This window comes from Thermoanaerobaculia bacterium, assembly GCA_018057705.1.
Classification (GTDB): domain Bacteria; phylum Acidobacteriota; class Thermoanaerobaculia; order Multivoradales; family JAGPDF01; genus JAGPDF01.
Genome location: JAGPDF010000032.1, coordinates 1 through 13,397, shown reverse-complemented (window position 1 = coordinate 13,397; position 13,397 = coordinate 1). Strand labels below are relative to the sequence as shown.

At 64.0% G+C, this 13,397-nt stretch carries 26 protein-coding genes; 25 read left to right on the top strand and 1 reads right to left on the bottom strand.

Annotated features, from left to right (window positions below; all coding sequences use genetic code 11):
• Window position 1: 1 nt before the first annotated feature.
• From rplP to KBI44_11500, 25 genes are all read left to right on the top strand, one after another.
• The gene (gene rplP / locus KBI44_11620; GenBank protein MBP9145126.1) at window positions 2-421 is read left to right on the top strand and encodes a 50S ribosomal protein L16; all 420 of its coding nucleotides are present in this window, start codon (window positions 2-4) and stop codon (window positions 419-421) included.
• A gap of 27 nt (window positions 422-448) precedes the next feature.
• On the top strand, window positions 449-643 hold the full coding sequence (locus KBI44_11615; GenBank protein ID MBP9145125.1) for a 50S ribosomal protein L29: 195 nt from the start codon (window positions 449-451) through the stop codon (window positions 641-643).
• The gene (gene rpsQ / locus KBI44_11610) at window positions 644-931 is read left to right on the top strand and encodes a 30S ribosomal protein S17 (GenBank protein ID MBP9145124.1); all 288 of its coding nucleotides are present in this window, start codon (window positions 644-646) and stop codon (window positions 929-931) included. It abuts the gene before it with no gap.
• A gap of 2 nt (window positions 932-933) precedes the next feature.
• Window positions 934-1,299 (top strand): 50S ribosomal protein L14, encoded by a 366-nt coding sequence (gene rplN, locus KBI44_11605; protein ID MBP9145123.1) that lies wholly within the window; start codon window positions 934-936, stop codon window positions 1,297-1,299.
• Between the two features lie 26 nt (window positions 1,300-1,325).
• Window positions 1,326-1,649 carry a 50S ribosomal protein L24 gene (rplX, locus tag KBI44_11600; protein MBP9145122.1) on the top strand — a complete coding sequence of 108 codons (324 nt, stop codon included), beginning with the start codon at window positions 1,326-1,328 and terminating at the stop codon, window positions 1,647-1,649.
• 13 nt (window positions 1,650-1,662) lie between these two features.
• Window positions 1,663-2,286 carry a 50S ribosomal protein L5 gene (gene rplE, locus KBI44_11595; GenBank protein ID MBP9145121.1) on the top strand — a complete coding sequence of 208 codons (624 nt, stop codon included), beginning with the start codon at window positions 1,663-1,665 and terminating at the stop codon, window positions 2,284-2,286.
• Between the two features lie 10 nt (window positions 2,287-2,296).
• The gene (locus KBI44_11590; protein ID MBP9145120.1) at window positions 2,297-2,485 is read left to right on the top strand and encodes a type Z 30S ribosomal protein S14; all 189 of its coding nucleotides are present in this window, start codon (window positions 2,297-2,299) and stop codon (window positions 2,483-2,485) included.
• A gap of 10 nt (window positions 2,486-2,495) precedes the next feature.
• Window positions 2,496-2,903 (top strand): 30S ribosomal protein S8, encoded by a 408-nt coding sequence (rpsH, locus tag KBI44_11585; GenBank protein ID MBP9145119.1) that lies wholly within the window; start codon window positions 2,496-2,498, stop codon window positions 2,901-2,903.
• 16 nt (window positions 2,904-2,919) lie between these two features.
• Window positions 2,920-3,459, top strand: a complete 540-nt coding sequence (gene rplF / locus KBI44_11580) for a 50S ribosomal protein L6 (GenBank protein ID MBP9145118.1) — start codon at window positions 2,920-2,922, stop codon at window positions 3,457-3,459.
• 56 nt (window positions 3,460-3,515) lie between these two features.
• On the top strand, window positions 3,516-3,875 hold the full coding sequence (locus KBI44_11575) for a 50S ribosomal protein L18 (protein ID MBP9145117.1): 360 nt from the start codon (window positions 3,516-3,518) through the stop codon (window positions 3,873-3,875).
• Window positions 3,876-3,919: 44 nt separating this feature from the next.
• A complete protein-coding gene (gene rpsE, locus KBI44_11570; GenBank protein ID MBP9145116.1) occupies window positions 3,920-4,417 on the top strand; it encodes a 30S ribosomal protein S5 in 498 nt (165 codons plus the stop codon).
• 88 nt (window positions 4,418-4,505) lie between these two features.
• Window positions 4,506-4,697: a 50S ribosomal protein L30 gene (gene rpmD / locus KBI44_11565; GenBank protein ID MBP9145115.1), complete on the top strand. Its 192-nt coding sequence runs from the start codon at window positions 4,506-4,508 to the stop codon at window positions 4,695-4,697.
• Window positions 4,694-5,131, top strand: a complete 438-nt coding sequence (rplO, locus tag KBI44_11560) for a 50S ribosomal protein L15 (GenBank protein ID MBP9145114.1) — start codon at window positions 4,694-4,696, stop codon at window positions 5,129-5,131. Before rpmD ends, rplO begins: the two co-directional genes overlap by 4 nt.
• Entirely contained in the window at window positions 5,128-6,510 is a 1,383-nt protein-coding gene (gene secY, locus KBI44_11555; GenBank protein MBP9145113.1) for a preprotein translocase subunit SecY, read from the top strand. The genes rplO and secY overlap by 4 nt, the downstream gene beginning before the upstream one ends.
• Before the next feature lie 40 nt (window positions 6,511-6,550).
• Window positions 6,551-7,096 carry an adenylate kinase gene (locus KBI44_11550; protein MBP9145112.1) on the top strand — a complete coding sequence of 182 codons (546 nt, stop codon included), beginning with the start codon at window positions 6,551-6,553 and terminating at the stop codon, window positions 7,094-7,096.
• A gap of 2 nt (window positions 7,097-7,098) precedes the next feature.
• Window positions 7,099-7,848: a type I methionyl aminopeptidase gene (gene map, locus KBI44_11545; GenBank protein MBP9145111.1), complete on the top strand. Its 750-nt coding sequence runs from the start codon at window positions 7,099-7,101 to the stop codon at window positions 7,846-7,848.
• Between the two features lie 35 nt (window positions 7,849-7,883).
• The gene (infA, locus tag KBI44_11540; protein ID MBP9145110.1) at window positions 7,884-8,102 is read left to right on the top strand and encodes a translation initiation factor IF-1; all 219 of its coding nucleotides are present in this window, start codon (window positions 7,884-7,886) and stop codon (window positions 8,100-8,102) included.
• Window positions 8,103-8,137: 35 nt separating this feature from the next.
• Window positions 8,138-8,251: a 50S ribosomal protein L36 gene (gene rpmJ, locus KBI44_11535; GenBank protein ID MBP9145109.1), complete on the top strand. Its 114-nt coding sequence runs from the start codon at window positions 8,138-8,140 to the stop codon at window positions 8,249-8,251.
• A gap of 9 nt (window positions 8,252-8,260) precedes the next feature.
• Window positions 8,261-8,644 carry a 30S ribosomal protein S13 gene (gene rpsM, locus KBI44_11530; protein ID MBP9145108.1) on the top strand — a complete coding sequence of 128 codons (384 nt, stop codon included), beginning with the start codon at window positions 8,261-8,263 and terminating at the stop codon, window positions 8,642-8,644.
• Window positions 8,645-8,656: 12 nt separating this feature from the next.
• Window positions 8,657-9,070, top strand: a complete 414-nt coding sequence (gene rpsK / locus KBI44_11525) for a 30S ribosomal protein S11 (GenBank protein MBP9145107.1) — start codon at window positions 8,657-8,659, stop codon at window positions 9,068-9,070.
• A 139-nt stretch (window positions 9,071-9,209) separates the two neighbouring features.
• Window positions 9,210-9,839 (top strand): 30S ribosomal protein S4, encoded by a 630-nt coding sequence (gene rpsD / locus KBI44_11520; GenBank protein ID MBP9145106.1) that lies wholly within the window; start codon window positions 9,210-9,212, stop codon window positions 9,837-9,839.
• 32 nt (window positions 9,840-9,871) lie between these two features.
• Window positions 9,872-10,876: a DNA-directed RNA polymerase subunit alpha gene (locus tag KBI44_11515; GenBank protein MBP9145105.1), complete on the top strand. Its 1,005-nt coding sequence runs from the start codon at window positions 9,872-9,874 to the stop codon at window positions 10,874-10,876.
• 12 nt (window positions 10,877-10,888) lie between these two features.
• Window positions 10,889-11,512 carry a 50S ribosomal protein L17 gene (gene rplQ, locus KBI44_11510; protein MBP9145104.1) on the top strand — a complete coding sequence of 208 codons (624 nt, stop codon included), beginning with the start codon at window positions 10,889-10,891 and terminating at the stop codon, window positions 11,510-11,512.
• Between the two features lie 372 nt (window positions 11,513-11,884).
• Window positions 11,885-12,172 carry an AbrB/MazE/SpoVT family DNA-binding domain-containing protein gene (locus KBI44_11505; GenBank protein MBP9145103.1) on the top strand — a complete coding sequence of 96 codons (288 nt, stop codon included), beginning with the start codon at window positions 11,885-11,887 and terminating at the stop codon, window positions 12,170-12,172.
• Between the two features lie 3 nt (window positions 12,173-12,175).
• The gene (locus KBI44_11500; protein ID MBP9145102.1) at window positions 12,176-12,574 is read left to right on the top strand and encodes a PIN domain-containing protein; all 399 of its coding nucleotides are present in this window, start codon (window positions 12,176-12,178) and stop codon (window positions 12,572-12,574) included.
• 6 nt (window positions 12,575-12,580) lie between these two features.
• Here KBI44_11500 and KBI44_11495 read toward each other — a convergent pair.
• Window positions 12,581-13,397, bottom strand: an 817-nt coding sequence (locus KBI44_11495) for a hypothetical protein (protein MBP9145101.1), incomplete at its 5' end; no start/stop codon positions are given.

The window sequence follows — 13,397 nt, the reverse complement described above, 5'->3', positions numbered from 1 at the left end:
CATGTTGATGCCGAAGAAGGTCAAGTTCAGAAAACAGCATCGCGGACGTCGCGCGGGCATGTCCAAGGGCGGCGATTACATCGCCTTCGGCGACTTCGGGCTGCAGGCGCTCGAGCCGGCCTGGGTGACTGCGCGCCAGATCGAAGCGGGGCGTATCGCGATCAGCCGGCACGTGAAGCGCGGCGGAAAGATGTGGATCCGTGTGTTTCCCGACAAGCCGTACACGAAGAAGCCGCTCGAGACCCGAATGGGCAAGGGCAAAGGGCCGCCGGAGGGATGGGTCGCCGTCGTCAAGCCCGGACGCATCCTGTTCGAGCTCGAGGGTGTGAGCCAGGAAATTGCGCAGGAAGCGATGAAGCTCGCGGCGCAGAAGCTGTGCATCTTGACGAAGTTCGTCTCGCGCCACAGCGAGCTCAGGTAGAGCCCTAAGGGAATCAAGGAGCGACGCATGAAGAAACCAAATTTGCGAGAGAAGACCGTCGCCGACCTTCAGATCCGGGAGGGCGAGCTCGCCGAGCAGCTCTTCGCGCTCCGGCTCCAGAAGGTCGTCGGTCAGCTCGAGAAGCCGGCCAAGATCAGAACCGCCAAGCGCGAGTTGGCTCGGGTGCTGACGATCATCCGCGAGAAGCAGAGCGAGGCATAAATGAGCACCGTGACCGAAACCGCAGCGACGACCCGTGGACGACGGCAGGAGAAGATCGGCGTGGTCGTCAGCAGCAAGATGGACAAGACGGTCGTCGTCGAAGTCGAGAAGACGATCACCCATCGCCTCTATCACCGCTACCAGAAGCGGACGTCGAAGTTCTATGCCCACGACGAGAAGAACGTCTGCACCGTGGGTGACAGGGTTCGTCTGGTTGCCACCCGCCCGCTTTCGAAGCTGAAGCGGTGGTCGGTGAGCGAAGTCCTCAAGAAGGCCGGGGAGATCTAGTCATGATCCAGATGGGCACCATCCTCGAGGTGGCGGACAACTCCGGAGCCAAGAAGGTCTCATGCATTCACCTGCGTGGCGCCCTCGGCCAGTACGGTCATCTGGGAGACGTGATCACCGCATCGGTCAAGGAGGCGACTCCCGACGGTACGGTCAAGAAGGGCGCAGTCGTGAAGGCCGTGATCGTTCGCACCGTCCACGCCCAGAAGCGACGCGATGGCAGCTACATCCGCTTCGACACGAACGCGGCGGTTTTGATCAACGACAACCGCGAGCCGATCGGAACCCGCGTATTCGGGCCGGTTGCACGTGAGCTCCGAGAGAAGAAGTTCATGAAGATCATCTCTCTGGCGCCGGAAGTCATCTGAGGGAGCCGCGCGAGCGGAGACAAGCGATGAAGAAGACGAAGATCAAGAAGAACGACCAGGTGCTGGTGATCTCAGGCAAGGATCGCGGATCGAAGGGCAAGGTCCTCCGCGTGTTCCCTGCGCGCGAGCTTGCGATCGTCGAACGGGTGAACATGGTGAAGCGCCACACCCGCCAGAACGCGCAGAAGGGGATCCAGGGCGGCGTCCTCGAGAAGGAGGCACCGATCCGGCTTTCGAACCTCATGCTGATCGATCCCAACAGCGGCAAGCCGACGCGCGTAGGGCGCCTCCGCCAGGCGGACGGGACCGGAGTACGCGTCGCCAAAAAGAGCGGCGCTACTCTGAACTAGGAGTCGAATGATCATGGCGAAACCAAAGAAGCAGGGCGAAGCGAAGGAAGATGCGCAGGACAAGGGTCCGGTGAGGCCGACTCCTCCGGGCTACGCGCCCCGGCTGAGCAAGCAGTACAAGGACGACGTCGTCCCGAAGCTGAAGCAGGAGTTCGGCATCGAGAACGGCATGGCCGTTCCGCGGCTCGAGAAGATCGTCATCAACATGGGGCTCGGCGAGGCGATCCAGAACATCAAGATCCTCGACGATGGCGTGAACGAGCTCGCGGCGATTGCCGGCCAGCGTCCCTCCGTTCGGCGGTCCCGGAAGTCGATCGCGCAGTTCAAGTTGCGCGAAGGCATGCCGATCGGCTGCAGCGTGACGCTGCGCGGCACGCGGATGTGGGAGTTCATGGACCGTTTCGTCAGCATCGCTCTTCCCCGCGTGCGTGACTTCAAGGGTGCGCCGACCAAGAGCTTCGACGGGCGTGGCAATTACACGATGGGAATCCGCGATCACCTGATTTTCCAGGAGATCGATATGAACAAGGTCGAGCGGCCGAAGGGGATGAACATCACCTTCGTCACGACCGCTGAGAACGACGAGCAGGCGCTGCATCTGCTGCGCGGCCTCGGCGTTCCGTTCGCTAGGAACTAAGGGGGAACGCGTGGCGACTGACGCCAGAATTGCCAAGACCAAGATTACGCTGAAGTTCAACAAGCTTCGTCAGCGCAACCGTTGCAAGCGCTGCGGCCGTCCGCGCAGCTTCATGCGGAAGTTCGGACTCTGCCGCATCTGTTTCCGTGATCTCGCTCGCCAGGGCTACCTCCCGGGCGTGATCAAGGCGAGTTGGTAAGGAGATTCTTATGAGTAACATGGATCCGGTTTCGGATCTTCTCGCGCGAATCCGAAACGCCCATCTGGCCAAGCACGACCGGGTCGATGTTCCGACGTCCCGACTCAAGACCGAAGTTTGCCGGATCTTGAAGGAAGAGGGCTTCATCCGGAACTTCAAGCTGGTGGAGTCGCCGGAGAGTCAGCCGGTCTCGGTGTTGCGGGTTTTTCTCGAGTACGACGACGAAGGCGCGCCGGCGATCAGTCACCTGCAGCGCATCAGCAAGCCGGGACGCCGCGTCTATCGTGGCGCGGACGACATCAAGCCGGTTCTGAACGGCCGCGGCATCGGTGTCATCTCGACCAACCAGGGGCTGCTCTCGGACCGGCAGGCGCGTGATCGGCGGCTCGGCGGCGAAGTCCTCTGCGAGGTCTGGTGAGAAAGGGTCTCTAGTCATGTCGCGAGTGGGAAGAAGGCCGATCGAAGTCCCCAAAGGGGTCAAGATCGTGGTTTCCGAGGGGAAGTTCACCGCCGAAGGCCCCAAGGGTCATGTGACCCAGGCGCTCCTGGACGGTTTCCCGGTGAAGGTCGACAACGGCGTCGTGACCGTTGGCAGGTCCGGTGAGTCCGGCCCGGAGCGCGCCAAGCACGGTCTCATGCGCGCTCTGCTCTCGAACGCTGTCGTAGGCGTCTCGGAAGGCTTCAGCCAGGGGTTGGAGATCACCGGCGTCGGCTACAAGGCGGAGCTGCGCGGCAGCGAGGTGCATTTCGCGCTCGGCTACTCGCATCCGGTCGTCTTCAAGGTTCCCGAGGGAATCAAGATCGAGATCGAGAAGGCCGTCAAGATCATGGTGACCGGAGCGGATCGTCAGCTCCTCGGCCAGGTCTGCGCCGAGATCCGCCGGTTGCGTCCGCCAGATCCGTACAAGGGCAAGGGAATCAAGTTCACCGGCGAAGTGATTCGTCGCAAGGTCGGCAAGGCCGGCGCCAAGTAAGGCGCGAGCGAAGCAGGAAGGGGAGCACGATGGCGGATCTGGTACGCAAGAAAGTCATGGAGAAAACGGCGCGGAAGAAGCGGGCTCATCAGCGGCTTCGCCAGAAGCTGGCGGGGACTCCCGAGCGGCCGCGTCTGTCGGTCTACAAGAGCTCGAAGTACGTCTATGCCCAGGTGATCAACGACGAGACCGGTCATACGCTCGTCTCGGCCGCCTCGCTCGAGCCCGCGCTCAAGGGGGCGATCGAAGGGGGCGCGGCGACGATGGCGGCGGCGAAGGCGGTCGGCGAAGCGGTTGCCGAGCGCGCGCTTGCCAAGGGAATTCAGCAGGTTGTGTTCGATCGTGGCGGATACCTCTACCACGGCAAGGTCAAGGAGCTGGCCGAGGCGGCACGCGCCAAGGGCCTTCAGTTCTAAGCCGCCACCCGCCACGCGCCGACGAAGAGACGAGGAGAACAGCTTTGGCCAGGGATTTCGAGCAGGAAAGCGAATTTGTTGAGCAGGTCGTCCACATCAACCGGGTGACCAAGGTCGTCAAGGGCGGCAAGAACTTCTCCTTCTCCGCGCTGGTGGTGATCGGCGACGGCAATGGCCGCGTGGGTTACGGCGCCGGCAAGGCGAAGGAAGTTCCGATGGCGATCCGCAAGGGCATCGAGGTCGCGAAGAAGCGGCTGATCCAGGTCCCGATGAAGGGGAACACGATCCCGCACGAGGCGCTTGGTGAGTTCGGATCGGGTCGCGTCCTGATCAAGCCGGCCTCGGCCGGAACCGGCGTCATCGCCGGCGGACCGGTTCGCGCGGTGGTCGAAGCGGCCGGTATCGCGGACATCCTGACCAAGTCGCTGGGATCGGCGAATCCGGCCAACGTCGTCAAGGCCACTTTCGCGGCCCTGCTGATGTTGAAGGGCAAGCCGCGCAAGGGCGCTCCGGCGGAAGTCGCGGCGACGCCGGCTCCTTGATTCACCTTTTCGCCGCTTCGCTGCTTCACCGCAGCGTCGGTGTCAGCTGAACCGAAAGTAGTGCAGGTTCGAGAGAGGTAGCTCAAGCATGAAGAAGAAGACGATTCGCATCCGCCAGGTGAAGGGCACGATCGGCGCCCGCGAGACCCATCGCGAGGTGCTGCGCGGCCTCGGACTGCGGCGTATCCGTCACGAAGTCGTTCGCGAAGACACGCCGGCAGTGCGCGGCATGATCGCCAAGATTCCCTATCTCGTCGAGTTGGTCGAGGACGCAAAATGAGACTGCACGAGCTTCCCCCAGCCCCAGGCAGCAAGCATTCGCGCAAGCGTGTCGGTCGCGGCCCCGGTTCCGGCCTCGGCAAGACCGCCGGCAAGGGCCACAAGGGCGGTCAGTCGCGTTCAGGCTACAGCGCCCGACCCGGTTTCGAAGGTGGCCAGATGCCGCTCGTCCGGCGCGTTCCGAAGCGCGGCTTCACGAACGAGTTTCGGGTCGAGTACGCCGTGATCAACGTCGGATCGCTCGCGGCGCTCGGCAAGGCCGTGACGCCCGAGCTGATGGCCGGCGCCGGACTCGTCCATCCCGGCAAGCTGGTCAAGGTGCTCGGCGACGGTGAGCTGCAGGTGGCGATCACCGTCACCGCCCACAAGTTCAGCAAGTCGGCGCGCACCAAGATCGAGGCTGCCGGCGGACGCTGTGAGGAGCTCGCTTCGTGATCGAGAGCCTGCGCAATATCTTCGCGATCCCCGATCTGCGCAAGCGCCTGATGTTCACCTTCGGGCTGCTCGCGGTCTATCGGATCGGCTGTCATGTTCCGACGCCGGGGGTGGATCCGCAGGCACTTCTCGAGTTCATGGAGTCCATGCAGAGCACTTTCCTCGGGTTCGTGAACACGTTCACCGGAGGAAGCCTCGAGCGTGTGGCCGTTTTCGCGCTCGGGATCATGCCGTACATCACCTCGTCGATCATTTTGCAGCTGTTGACGGTGGTGTGGCCCTACCTCGAGAAGCTCTCGAAGGAGGGCGAGCTCGGCCGCAAGAAGATCACCCAGTACACGCGCTACGGCACGGTGCTGGTTTCGGTCATTCAGTCGACCGGCATCGCGCTCTTCCTCGAGAAGACGACCACCCCCGGCGGAGCCGCTCTCGTGCCGAGTCCGGGCTGGGCGTTTCGTCTGCTGACCATCCTGACCCTGACCACCGGCTGTGCCTTCATCATGTGGCTCGGTGAGCAGATCAGCGAACGCGGCATCGGCAATGGTATCTCCCTGATCATCTTCGCCGGCATCGTGGTAGGCCTGCCGAGCGCGGTGGCCAGCACCGTGGCAGGCATCCGGTCGAACGAGCTCTCGATCATCGGCATTCTGATCCTGATCGCGTTCATGGTGCTCGTGGTGGCTTTCATCGTCTATATGGAGCGCGCGCAGAGGCGGATTCCGGTCCAGTACGCCAAGCGGATGGTCGGACGGAAGGTCTACGGCGGACAGAGCACCTACCTCCCCCTGCGGGTGAACACGGCGGGCGTGATTCCCGTGATCTTCGCGAGCTCCCTGATGGCACTTCCGGCGACCGCAGCGCAGATGTTCCAGGCGCCCTGGTTGCAGAAGATCGCCGATCAGCTGGCCTGGGGCCAGCCGCTTCACTACCTGCTCTATGTGGTGGGGATCATCTTCTTCAGCTACTTCTACATCTCGATCATCTTCAATCCGAGCGATCTGGCGGAGAACATGCGGAAGTACGGGAGTTTCATCCCTGGCATCCGCTCCGGCAAGAAGACGGCCGAGTACATCGATCGGATCCTGACCCGGATTTCTCTGGTGGGAGCGGCCTATCTCGCCCTGGTGGCGATCCTGCCCGACTTCCTCCTCAACGGCATCAAGATGCAGAACCTGCCGTTCATCGGGCCAGCCATCGATCCGTACCTGCCGAAGTTCATCACCGAGGGCATGGGTATCCAGTTCTACTTCGGCGGCACGTCGCTGCTGATCGTGGTCGGTGTCGCCATGGACTTCCTGCAGCAGGTCGAGAGCCAGCTGGTGATGCGCAACTATGACGGCTTCCTGAAGCGCGGAAGGATCAAGGGACGTCGTGGCTGAAACGGCTGATCGTTCTCTTCAGGGCGGACTGCGCGCGGTCATGCTGGGTGCGCCGGGGAGCGGGAAGGGCACGCAGGCCGACTTCCTGGCGGTATCTCTCGGCGTTCCGGCGATCTCGACCGGCGCCATGCTGCGGGACGCGGTGGCCTTGGGCTCGGCCCTGGGAGGCAAGGTGGAGAGCATCATGGCCTCCGGTGCCCTGGTCGACGATGGCCTGATGGCGGAAGTCGTCCGGGAGCGCCTCTCGCGCCCGGACGCCGCCGGTGGGTTCCTTCTTGATGGCTACCCGCGGACGACCGGTCAGGCGGAGACGCTCGACCGGATTCTCGAAGCGCTCGGCGTGCAACTCGACGCCGTGGTCCTGCTCGAGGTGCCGGAGACGGTCCTGGTCCAACGAGCGGTCGCGCGCCGGCGGGCCGACGATCGCGAAGAGGTCGTTCGGGAACGCCTTCGGGTCTACCGGGAGAAGACCGAGCCTCTGGTGGCGCACTACAGCCAACGGGGTCTCCTGCGAAGGATCGACGGCGAGCGTTCCATGCCGGCGGTCACCGCGGCGATCCTGCAGGAGCTGGGAGTTCAGGCCTGAGCATGGTCCTGAAGACCGCGGGCGAGCTGGAGTTGATGGACGAGGCCAACCGGATCGTCCACCTCGTGCTTTCCGGGCTCGCGGAGAAGGTCGGGCCCGGCGTCACGACGCGGGAGCTCGACCGCTACGCGGAGAAACTGATCCGGGAGGCCGGCGGAGTGCCGGCCTTCCTGCACTACAAGGGCTACCCGGCGACGCTCTGCACCTCGATCAACGAGGTCATCGTCCACGGGATCCCGGACGAGACCGTCCTTCGGGACGGCGACATCATCGGGATTGATTGTGGGGTCGTTTATAAGGGATACTACGGGGACGCTGCCAGAACCTACGCTGTCGGGACAGTCCCTCCCGCGGCGCTCCGGCTGATGGCGGTTACGAAACGGGCCCTCGAGCTGGCTGTCGAGGAAGTCCGTCCGAACAAGCGCCTCTCCGACATCGGACATGCAGTTCAGGTCTACGTCGAGTCGGAAGGGTTTTCCGTGGTGCGAGACTTCGTCGGGCACGGCATCGGGACGGCGCTGCACGAAGATCCACAGGTTCCCAACTTCGGGGAGCCGGGTCGCGGTCCCAAGCTGAAGCCGGGGCTGGTGATCGCCATCGAACCGATGGTGAACGCAGGTACCCCGGCGGTGATGGTGGACAAGGACGGCTGGACAGCGCGCACGGCGGACGGTTCGCTGTCGGCCCATTTCGAGTATTCGGTGGCGGTCACCGAGCACGGCGCCCGGATCCTCGGCGTCGGCGCGGTCTGAAGCGCCGGCTGTCGGGAAAAGAAGAGGAAGATAGTTTGTCCAAGGAAGACGCGATCGAAGTGGAAGCAACGGTGATTGAGCCGCTCCCCAACGCGATGTTCAAGGTGGAGCTGGAGAACAAGCACCAGGTATTGGCTCATATTTCAGGGAAAATGCGGAAGCATTTCATCCGGATCCTTCCCGGCGACAAGGTGCTGGTCGAGCTCTCGCCCTACGACCTTTCGCGCGGGCGCATTGTCTACAGGTTGAAGTAACGCCGGCTTCAGAAACGGCAACGAGAGGTAGCGACATGAAAGTTCGGTCTTCAGTCAGGCGGATCTGTCCGAAGTGCAAGATCGTGCGCCGCGCGGGAGTCGTGCGGGTGATCTGCGACAACCCAAAGCACAAGCAGCGGCAAGGGTAGGGGACGACGATGGCGCGTATTGCAGGAGTGGACCTCCCCCAGAACAAGCAGGTCTGGATCGGCTTGACCTACATCGTCGGCATCGGCCGCGCCCGGTCGCGGAAGATCCTCGTGGCCGCCGAAGTCGACGCGGTGACGAAGGTTCGCGATCTTTCCGAAGAGGAAGCGCAGCGGATCCGCAAGATCATCCAGGAAGAGGGCCGGGTGGAGGGCGACCTGCGCAAGGAGGTCTCCCAGAACATCAAGCGCCTCATGGAAATCGGCAGCTATCGCGGCATTCGCCATCGCCGGGGATTGCCGGTCCGCGGCCAGCGCTCGAACACGAACGCCCGCACCCGCAAGGGACCGCGCAAGGCGACAGTCTCCACCAAGAAAAAGCTGACCAAGAAGTAACGAGGGATCGAGATGGCAAAAGAATCAGCAGCACCGGCGGGCAAGGAAAAGAAGGGCGCCAAGAAGAAGGACAAGCGCGTCGTGCCTCACGGCCTGGCGCACATTCAGGCGTCGTTCAACAACACGCTCGTGGCGATTTCGGATCCGGAAGGGAACATCCTGACCTGGTCCTCCGCGGGTCGAATCGGATTCAAGGGCTCCCGCAAGGGCACGCCCTTCGCAGCCCAGGTCGCCGCGCAGAGTGCGGGCAACCAGGCGAAGGACATGGGCATGCGCTCGGTCGACGTCCAGGTGCGCGGCCCGGGCTCGGGTCGCGAATCGGCGATCCGCGCCCTGCAGGCCAGCGGCATCGACATCAAGTCGATCCGCGACGTAACTCCGATCCCTCACAACGGCTGCCGGGCGCGCAAGCGCCGGCGGGTCTGACCGGCCGGACTGCTCACGGCCGCGAGCTGAATATCCAGGAGTGCCTCGGCGAGGCAGGTGTGCTGTCTCGCCGCAGAGCGTCTTCCTTGAACAGGAGTCTCCGTAGCAGCGGAGAGAAGACGAGCGCAGGAGAGTTTCCATGGCAAGGTATACCGGTCCCGTCTGTCGGCTCTGCCGGCGTGAGCGCATCAAGCTGTTCCTGAAAGGGGATCGCTGCTTCAAGGAGAAGTGCGCGATCGAGAAGCGCGCCTATCCACCCGGCCAGCACGGCCAGCGCCGCGGCCGCCGTGCGGTCGGATACGGCCTCCAGCTGCGCGAGAAGCAGAAGGTCAAGCGCATCTACGGAGTCCTCGAGCGCCAGTTCCGGCTCTACTTCGCCGAGGCCGATCGCCGCAAGGGGATCACCGGCGAGAATCTCCTCGTGATGCTCGAGCGTCGCCTCGACAACGTCGCCTTCAGCCTCGGCTTCGCGACTTCGCGCAACCAGGCTCGCCAGCTCGTCCGCCACGGCCACATTCTGGTGGACGGCAAGAAGACCACGATCCCGTCCTATCAGGTGCGCGCCGGCCAGACCATCTCCGTCAAGGAGTCCAGCCGCAAGAACGAGCTGATCCGCGCCAGCCTGGAATCGGCGACCGGCAGGGGCGTTCCGGAATGGCTGACGCTGTCGTCCGAGAGCTTTACCGGCAAGGTGCAGTCGCTTCCGAGCCGTGAGGACATCAAGCTTCCGATCCAGGAGCAGCTGATCGTCGAGCTCTACAGCCGCTAACGCGGCGTTATCGAATTGCAAGGAGCCACATGATGCTTTGGAAAGGATTCCAGCGCCCCAAGCGCGTTGATATCGAGACGGAGACCTTGACCGGAACCTACGGCAAGTTCTCGGCTCAGCCGTTCGAGCGCGGTTTCGCCACGACGGTCGGAAATGCCCTGCGCCGCTGCCTGCTCTCGTCGATCGAGGGGGCGGCCATCACTTCGGTCCAGATCGAGGGCGTGCTGCACGAGTTCTCCTCGATCCCCGGCGTGCAGGAGGACGTGACCAACGTCGTCCTGAACCTGAAGCAGATTCCGGTGAAGCTGCACAGCGAGGAAGAGAAGATCCTGACCATCGACATCAAGGGCCCCTGCGACGTCAAGGCGGGCGACCTCGTCGGTGATCCTTCGGTCGAGATCTGCGATCCGAACGTGCACATCGCGACGGTGAACGGGGAAGGCCGTCTGCGCCTCCAGGTACAGATCCGCCGCGGACGCGGCTACGTGACCGCGGACAAGAACTACGACGAGGCTCTCGGCCTCGGGTGGATTCCGCTCGACTCCGTGCACAGCCCCGTGAAGCGCGTGAACTACCGCGTCGAGGCTGCGCGCCTCGGCCGGATCACCGACTACGAGAAGCTGACGCTCGACGTCTGGACCAACGGCACGGTGACGCCCGAGGAGTCGGTTTCGCTCGCTTCGACGCTGCTCAAGGATCATCTGGCGATCTTCATTGCCGCCGAAGAGACGCTGCGCGGCGACGGCGCAGGTGCGGGTCAGGACCTGACCGGCATGGATGCGGTCCTCGCCAAGAACCTCGAAGAGTTCGACCTTTCGGTGCGCACCGCGAACTGCCTGAAGAACGCCAATATCCAAACGGTTCGCGAGTTGGTCTCGAAGTCGGAGCGCGAGATCCTCGAGATCAAGAATTTCGGCAAGAAGTCGCTCGAAGAGCTGCAGGAACTGCTGGTTCGTCTCGGCCTCGCTTTCGGCATGTCCGGATCGGCCGGCGCCGCGGGTACCGGCGGGTCTTCCAGCGCGGGCTTCGGGGCGTAAGGGGAATCGACAATGCGTCACAACATGGCTCACAGAAAGCTCGGCCGCACGGCCTCCCATCGCGTGGCGATGTTCCGCAACCAGCTCGCATCGCTGGTGATGACGGAGCGCATCGTCACGACCCTGCCGAAGGCCAAGGAGCTCCGCCCGATCGCCGAGAAGGTGATCACCAAGGCGAAGCACGGCTCGGTGCACGATCGCCGCATCGTCGGCCGCTGGCTCCTCGACCGCGACCACATCCAGAAGCTGTTCGATGTGATCGCCCCGCGTTTCGCGACCCGCGAGGGCGGCTACCTCCGGATCGTCAAGCTCGGCGCGCGCCAGGGTGACGGCGCTGAGATGGCTGTCCTCGAGTTCGTCGATTTCGAGATGAAGAAGAAGTCCGCAGCTCCTGCACCTTCCGACGCCAAGGGTAAGAAGGCCAAGGGCGGCGACGCGGAAGCAGCGGGCGAGGCCGGCGAGGAGAAGGCCGCCAAGCCGAAGAAGGAAAAGGCCGAGAAGGTGCCGGGCACCAAGCGCTCGGCCGGTGACAAGAAGGCCGCGGGCCGCGGCGCCGCCGCCCCCAAGGCGAAGACCACCAAGGCCCCGAACGCCCCCAAGAAGACCTCCGCCCCCAAGAAGGTTGGTGGCGGTTAAACAAGCAGTCCCTTTTTCTTCTCTCCTGCAGCACCCAGGCCGGCGCCACTCGCCGGCCTATTTTTTTGTCCGCGGGACACAATGCCGGGACACGATGCGCATCTGAGGGCACGTTGCTGTCCCTCGGTCCATGCCCACGGGCAGCAATCCTGTTCCTGCAGCCTTCCAGCTCCTCGTTCCGCCAAGGGCGCTCGGGTGCTCGGAATCCAAAGTGGGCGACCACGCTTCAAATAGGAGCCCGCTTTGGATTTCGAGTGCCGGAGTGCCCGGCCATCACCGCCCGAGCGACGGAGTGCCGGAGCGCGAAGGGTCCGAGATTCAGAGATGGGCAGAAGAGCAGAAAGTCTGCTATTCTGATTCTCGGAGGAAGGCATGGCCGACACTGCAATCATCGGCAAGCGCGGGACCCTGGTACTACCGGCATCGATGCGCAAGCGCCTCGGACTGGCCGAGGGCTCTCTGGTCCTCCTCGAAGAGGATGCGGAGGGTGGCGTCCGCCTGCGGCCGGCGGCGGCGATGCCGATCGAGATCTACTCGCCGGTGCGGCGGGCGGAACTCCTCCTGGAGAATGCCGTCGATGCCCAGGACTATGAGCGCGCCAGAAATCTGGTGCGCGAGCTCGGGCTCGACCCCGACGCCATCGCCCACGAACGCCGCTGACCCGTGGATCGGGTCTTTCTCGATGCCAACGTCCTGTTCGCGGCGGCCTACGCTCCGGGGAGCGGGCTGACGGAGCTCTGGAGGCGGCCGGGCGCTCGCCTTCTGGCCTCTGGCTATGTGATCGAGGAGGCGCGGCGAAACCTCGACAACGCAGCAGCTCGCGACCGCCTGGAAGCGCTCCTCGAAGGCGTCGAGCCGGTCGGCGACCCGGCCGCGCCGCTGGACCCCACGATGGAGAAGGAACTTCCCGAGAGCGACCGCCCCGTTCTGCGCGCGGCGATGGCGGCCGGCGCCACCCATCTGCTCTCGGGCGATCGTCGCGCTTTCGGCGCGTGGTACGGCAAGCGCCTCGCCGGTCTGCTCGTGCTGCGTCCCGCCGAGTACCTCAAGCAGTCGGAATAGGTCGACCTACTCTGGCGCGGGAACCTCCGGCAACGGCTCGTCGTATCGCTCACGAGTCGCGCCGGTTCCGGCGGTCTCGCCCCATTCATCCAGGAATAAAGTGCGGATCTCGGCGGCCCCCTCGCGAAGTCCGAGCTCTTCGAGCACACCGGCGTAAGACTGCACCATGTCCAGATAGGCAGGCCGACAAGAGTCGCCGCACCGGCTCAAGTTGGTGACCGCTACTTCCGCGTACATACGAGCGCGCTGCGGGTTGGCGTTGCCGGTTTCGCAGCCGTTGGCGTGGACCCGTGCCAAAGTCATCATTCCTTCGGAGGCTTGGAGGCTGACCTCTCCGTAAACCGCCTCCCGCATCTGTCGCGCGGACTCGAAGTAGGCGATCGATGTATCCAGGTCCTTGCGTAGACAAGCCGCCGAACCCAACTCGCCGAGGATCCTGAAGTGCTCCGGCGAGGGGCTGCGCAGACCCTCGAGCCGGCGCTGGGCTTCCCGTAGCAAGGTGAGTCTCTCGCCGTCGTCCTTGGGCTCGGAGATGGAGAGCCGCAGGCGAACCGAGCGAGCGAAGAAGCGGCCGTCGACTTCGGGCTTCTGGCAGACGAGCCAAGCGGCTCGGATCTGCGCCTCGCGCTCCGAGAACGACTCGCTGCGGTGAAGCAATCGGTCTCCGGGCCGCAGCAGCTCGAGGCAGGCCAGATCCTCTTTACTGAGCTTTTCCGGCCAGGTGGACGCCGGAAGGGTTTCGCCCGAGCTCCTTCCAGCGGCGAGGAGGAGGAGAAGAGCGAGGAGGGGAGCCGCCCGGTTCGCGCGCATGTCGGGTCGCGGG

Coding starts and splice junctions, on each gene's coding strand:
- KBI44_11575 (MBP9145117.1), top strand. CDS start 3,516: ATGGAGAAAACGGCGCGGAAGAAGCGGGCTCATCAGCGGCTTCGCCAG.
- map (MBP9145111.1), top strand. CDS start 7,099: ATGGTCCTGAAGACCGCGGGCGAGCTGGAGTTGATGGACGAGGCCAAC.
- KBI44_11550 (MBP9145112.1), top strand. CDS start 6,551: ATGCTGGGTGCGCCGGGGAGCGGGAAGGGCACGCAGGCCGACTTCCTG.
- rplO (MBP9145114.1), top strand. CDS start 4,694: ATGAGACTGCACGAGCTTCCCCCAGCCCCAGGCAGCAAGCATTCGCGC.
- rplX (MBP9145122.1), top strand. CDS start 1,326: ATGAAGAAGACGAAGATCAAGAAGAACGACCAGGTGCTGGTGATCTCA.
- rplQ (MBP9145104.1), top strand. CDS start 10,889: ATGCGTCACAACATGGCTCACAGAAAGCTCGGCCGCACGGCCTCCCAT.
- rplE (MBP9145121.1), top strand. CDS start 1,663: ATGGCGAAACCAAAGAAGCAGGGCGAAGCGAAGGAAGATGCGCAGGAC.
- rpsQ (MBP9145124.1), top strand. CDS start 644: ATGAGCACCGTGACCGAAACCGCAGCGACGACCCGTGGACGACGGCAG.
- KBI44_11505 (MBP9145103.1), top strand. CDS start 11,885: ATGGCCGACACTGCAATCATCGGCAAGCGCGGGACCCTGGTACTACCG.
- KBI44_11515 (MBP9145105.1), top strand. CDS start 9,872: ATGCTTTGGAAAGGATTCCAGCGCCCCAAGCGCGTTGATATCGAGACG.
- rpmJ (MBP9145109.1), top strand. CDS start 8,138: ATGAAAGTTCGGTCTTCAGTCAGGCGGATCTGTCCGAAGTGCAAGATC.
- rpsH (MBP9145119.1), top strand. CDS start 2,496: ATGAGTAACATGGATCCGGTTTCGGATCTTCTCGCGCGAATCCGAAAC.
- rplN (MBP9145123.1), top strand. CDS start 934: ATGATCCAGATGGGCACCATCCTCGAGGTGGCGGACAACTCCGGAGCC.
- rplF (MBP9145118.1), top strand. CDS start 2,920: ATGTCGCGAGTGGGAAGAAGGCCGATCGAAGTCCCCAAAGGGGTCAAG.
- KBI44_11615 (MBP9145125.1), top strand. CDS start 449: ATGAAGAAACCAAATTTGCGAGAGAAGACCGTCGCCGACCTTCAGATC.
- rpmD (MBP9145115.1), top strand. CDS start 4,506: ATGAAGAAGAAGACGATTCGCATCCGCCAGGTGAAGGGCACGATCGGC.
- rpsD (MBP9145106.1), top strand. CDS start 9,210: ATGGCAAGGTATACCGGTCCCGTCTGTCGGCTCTGCCGGCGTGAGCGC.
- rplP (MBP9145126.1), top strand. CDS start 2: ATGTTGATGCCGAAGAAGGTCAAGTTCAGAAAACAGCATCGCGGACGT.
- rpsK (MBP9145107.1), top strand. CDS start 8,657: ATGGCAAAAGAATCAGCAGCACCGGCGGGCAAGGAAAAGAAGGGCGCC.
- rpsM (MBP9145108.1), top strand. CDS start 8,261: ATGGCGCGTATTGCAGGAGTGGACCTCCCCCAGAACAAGCAGGTCTGG.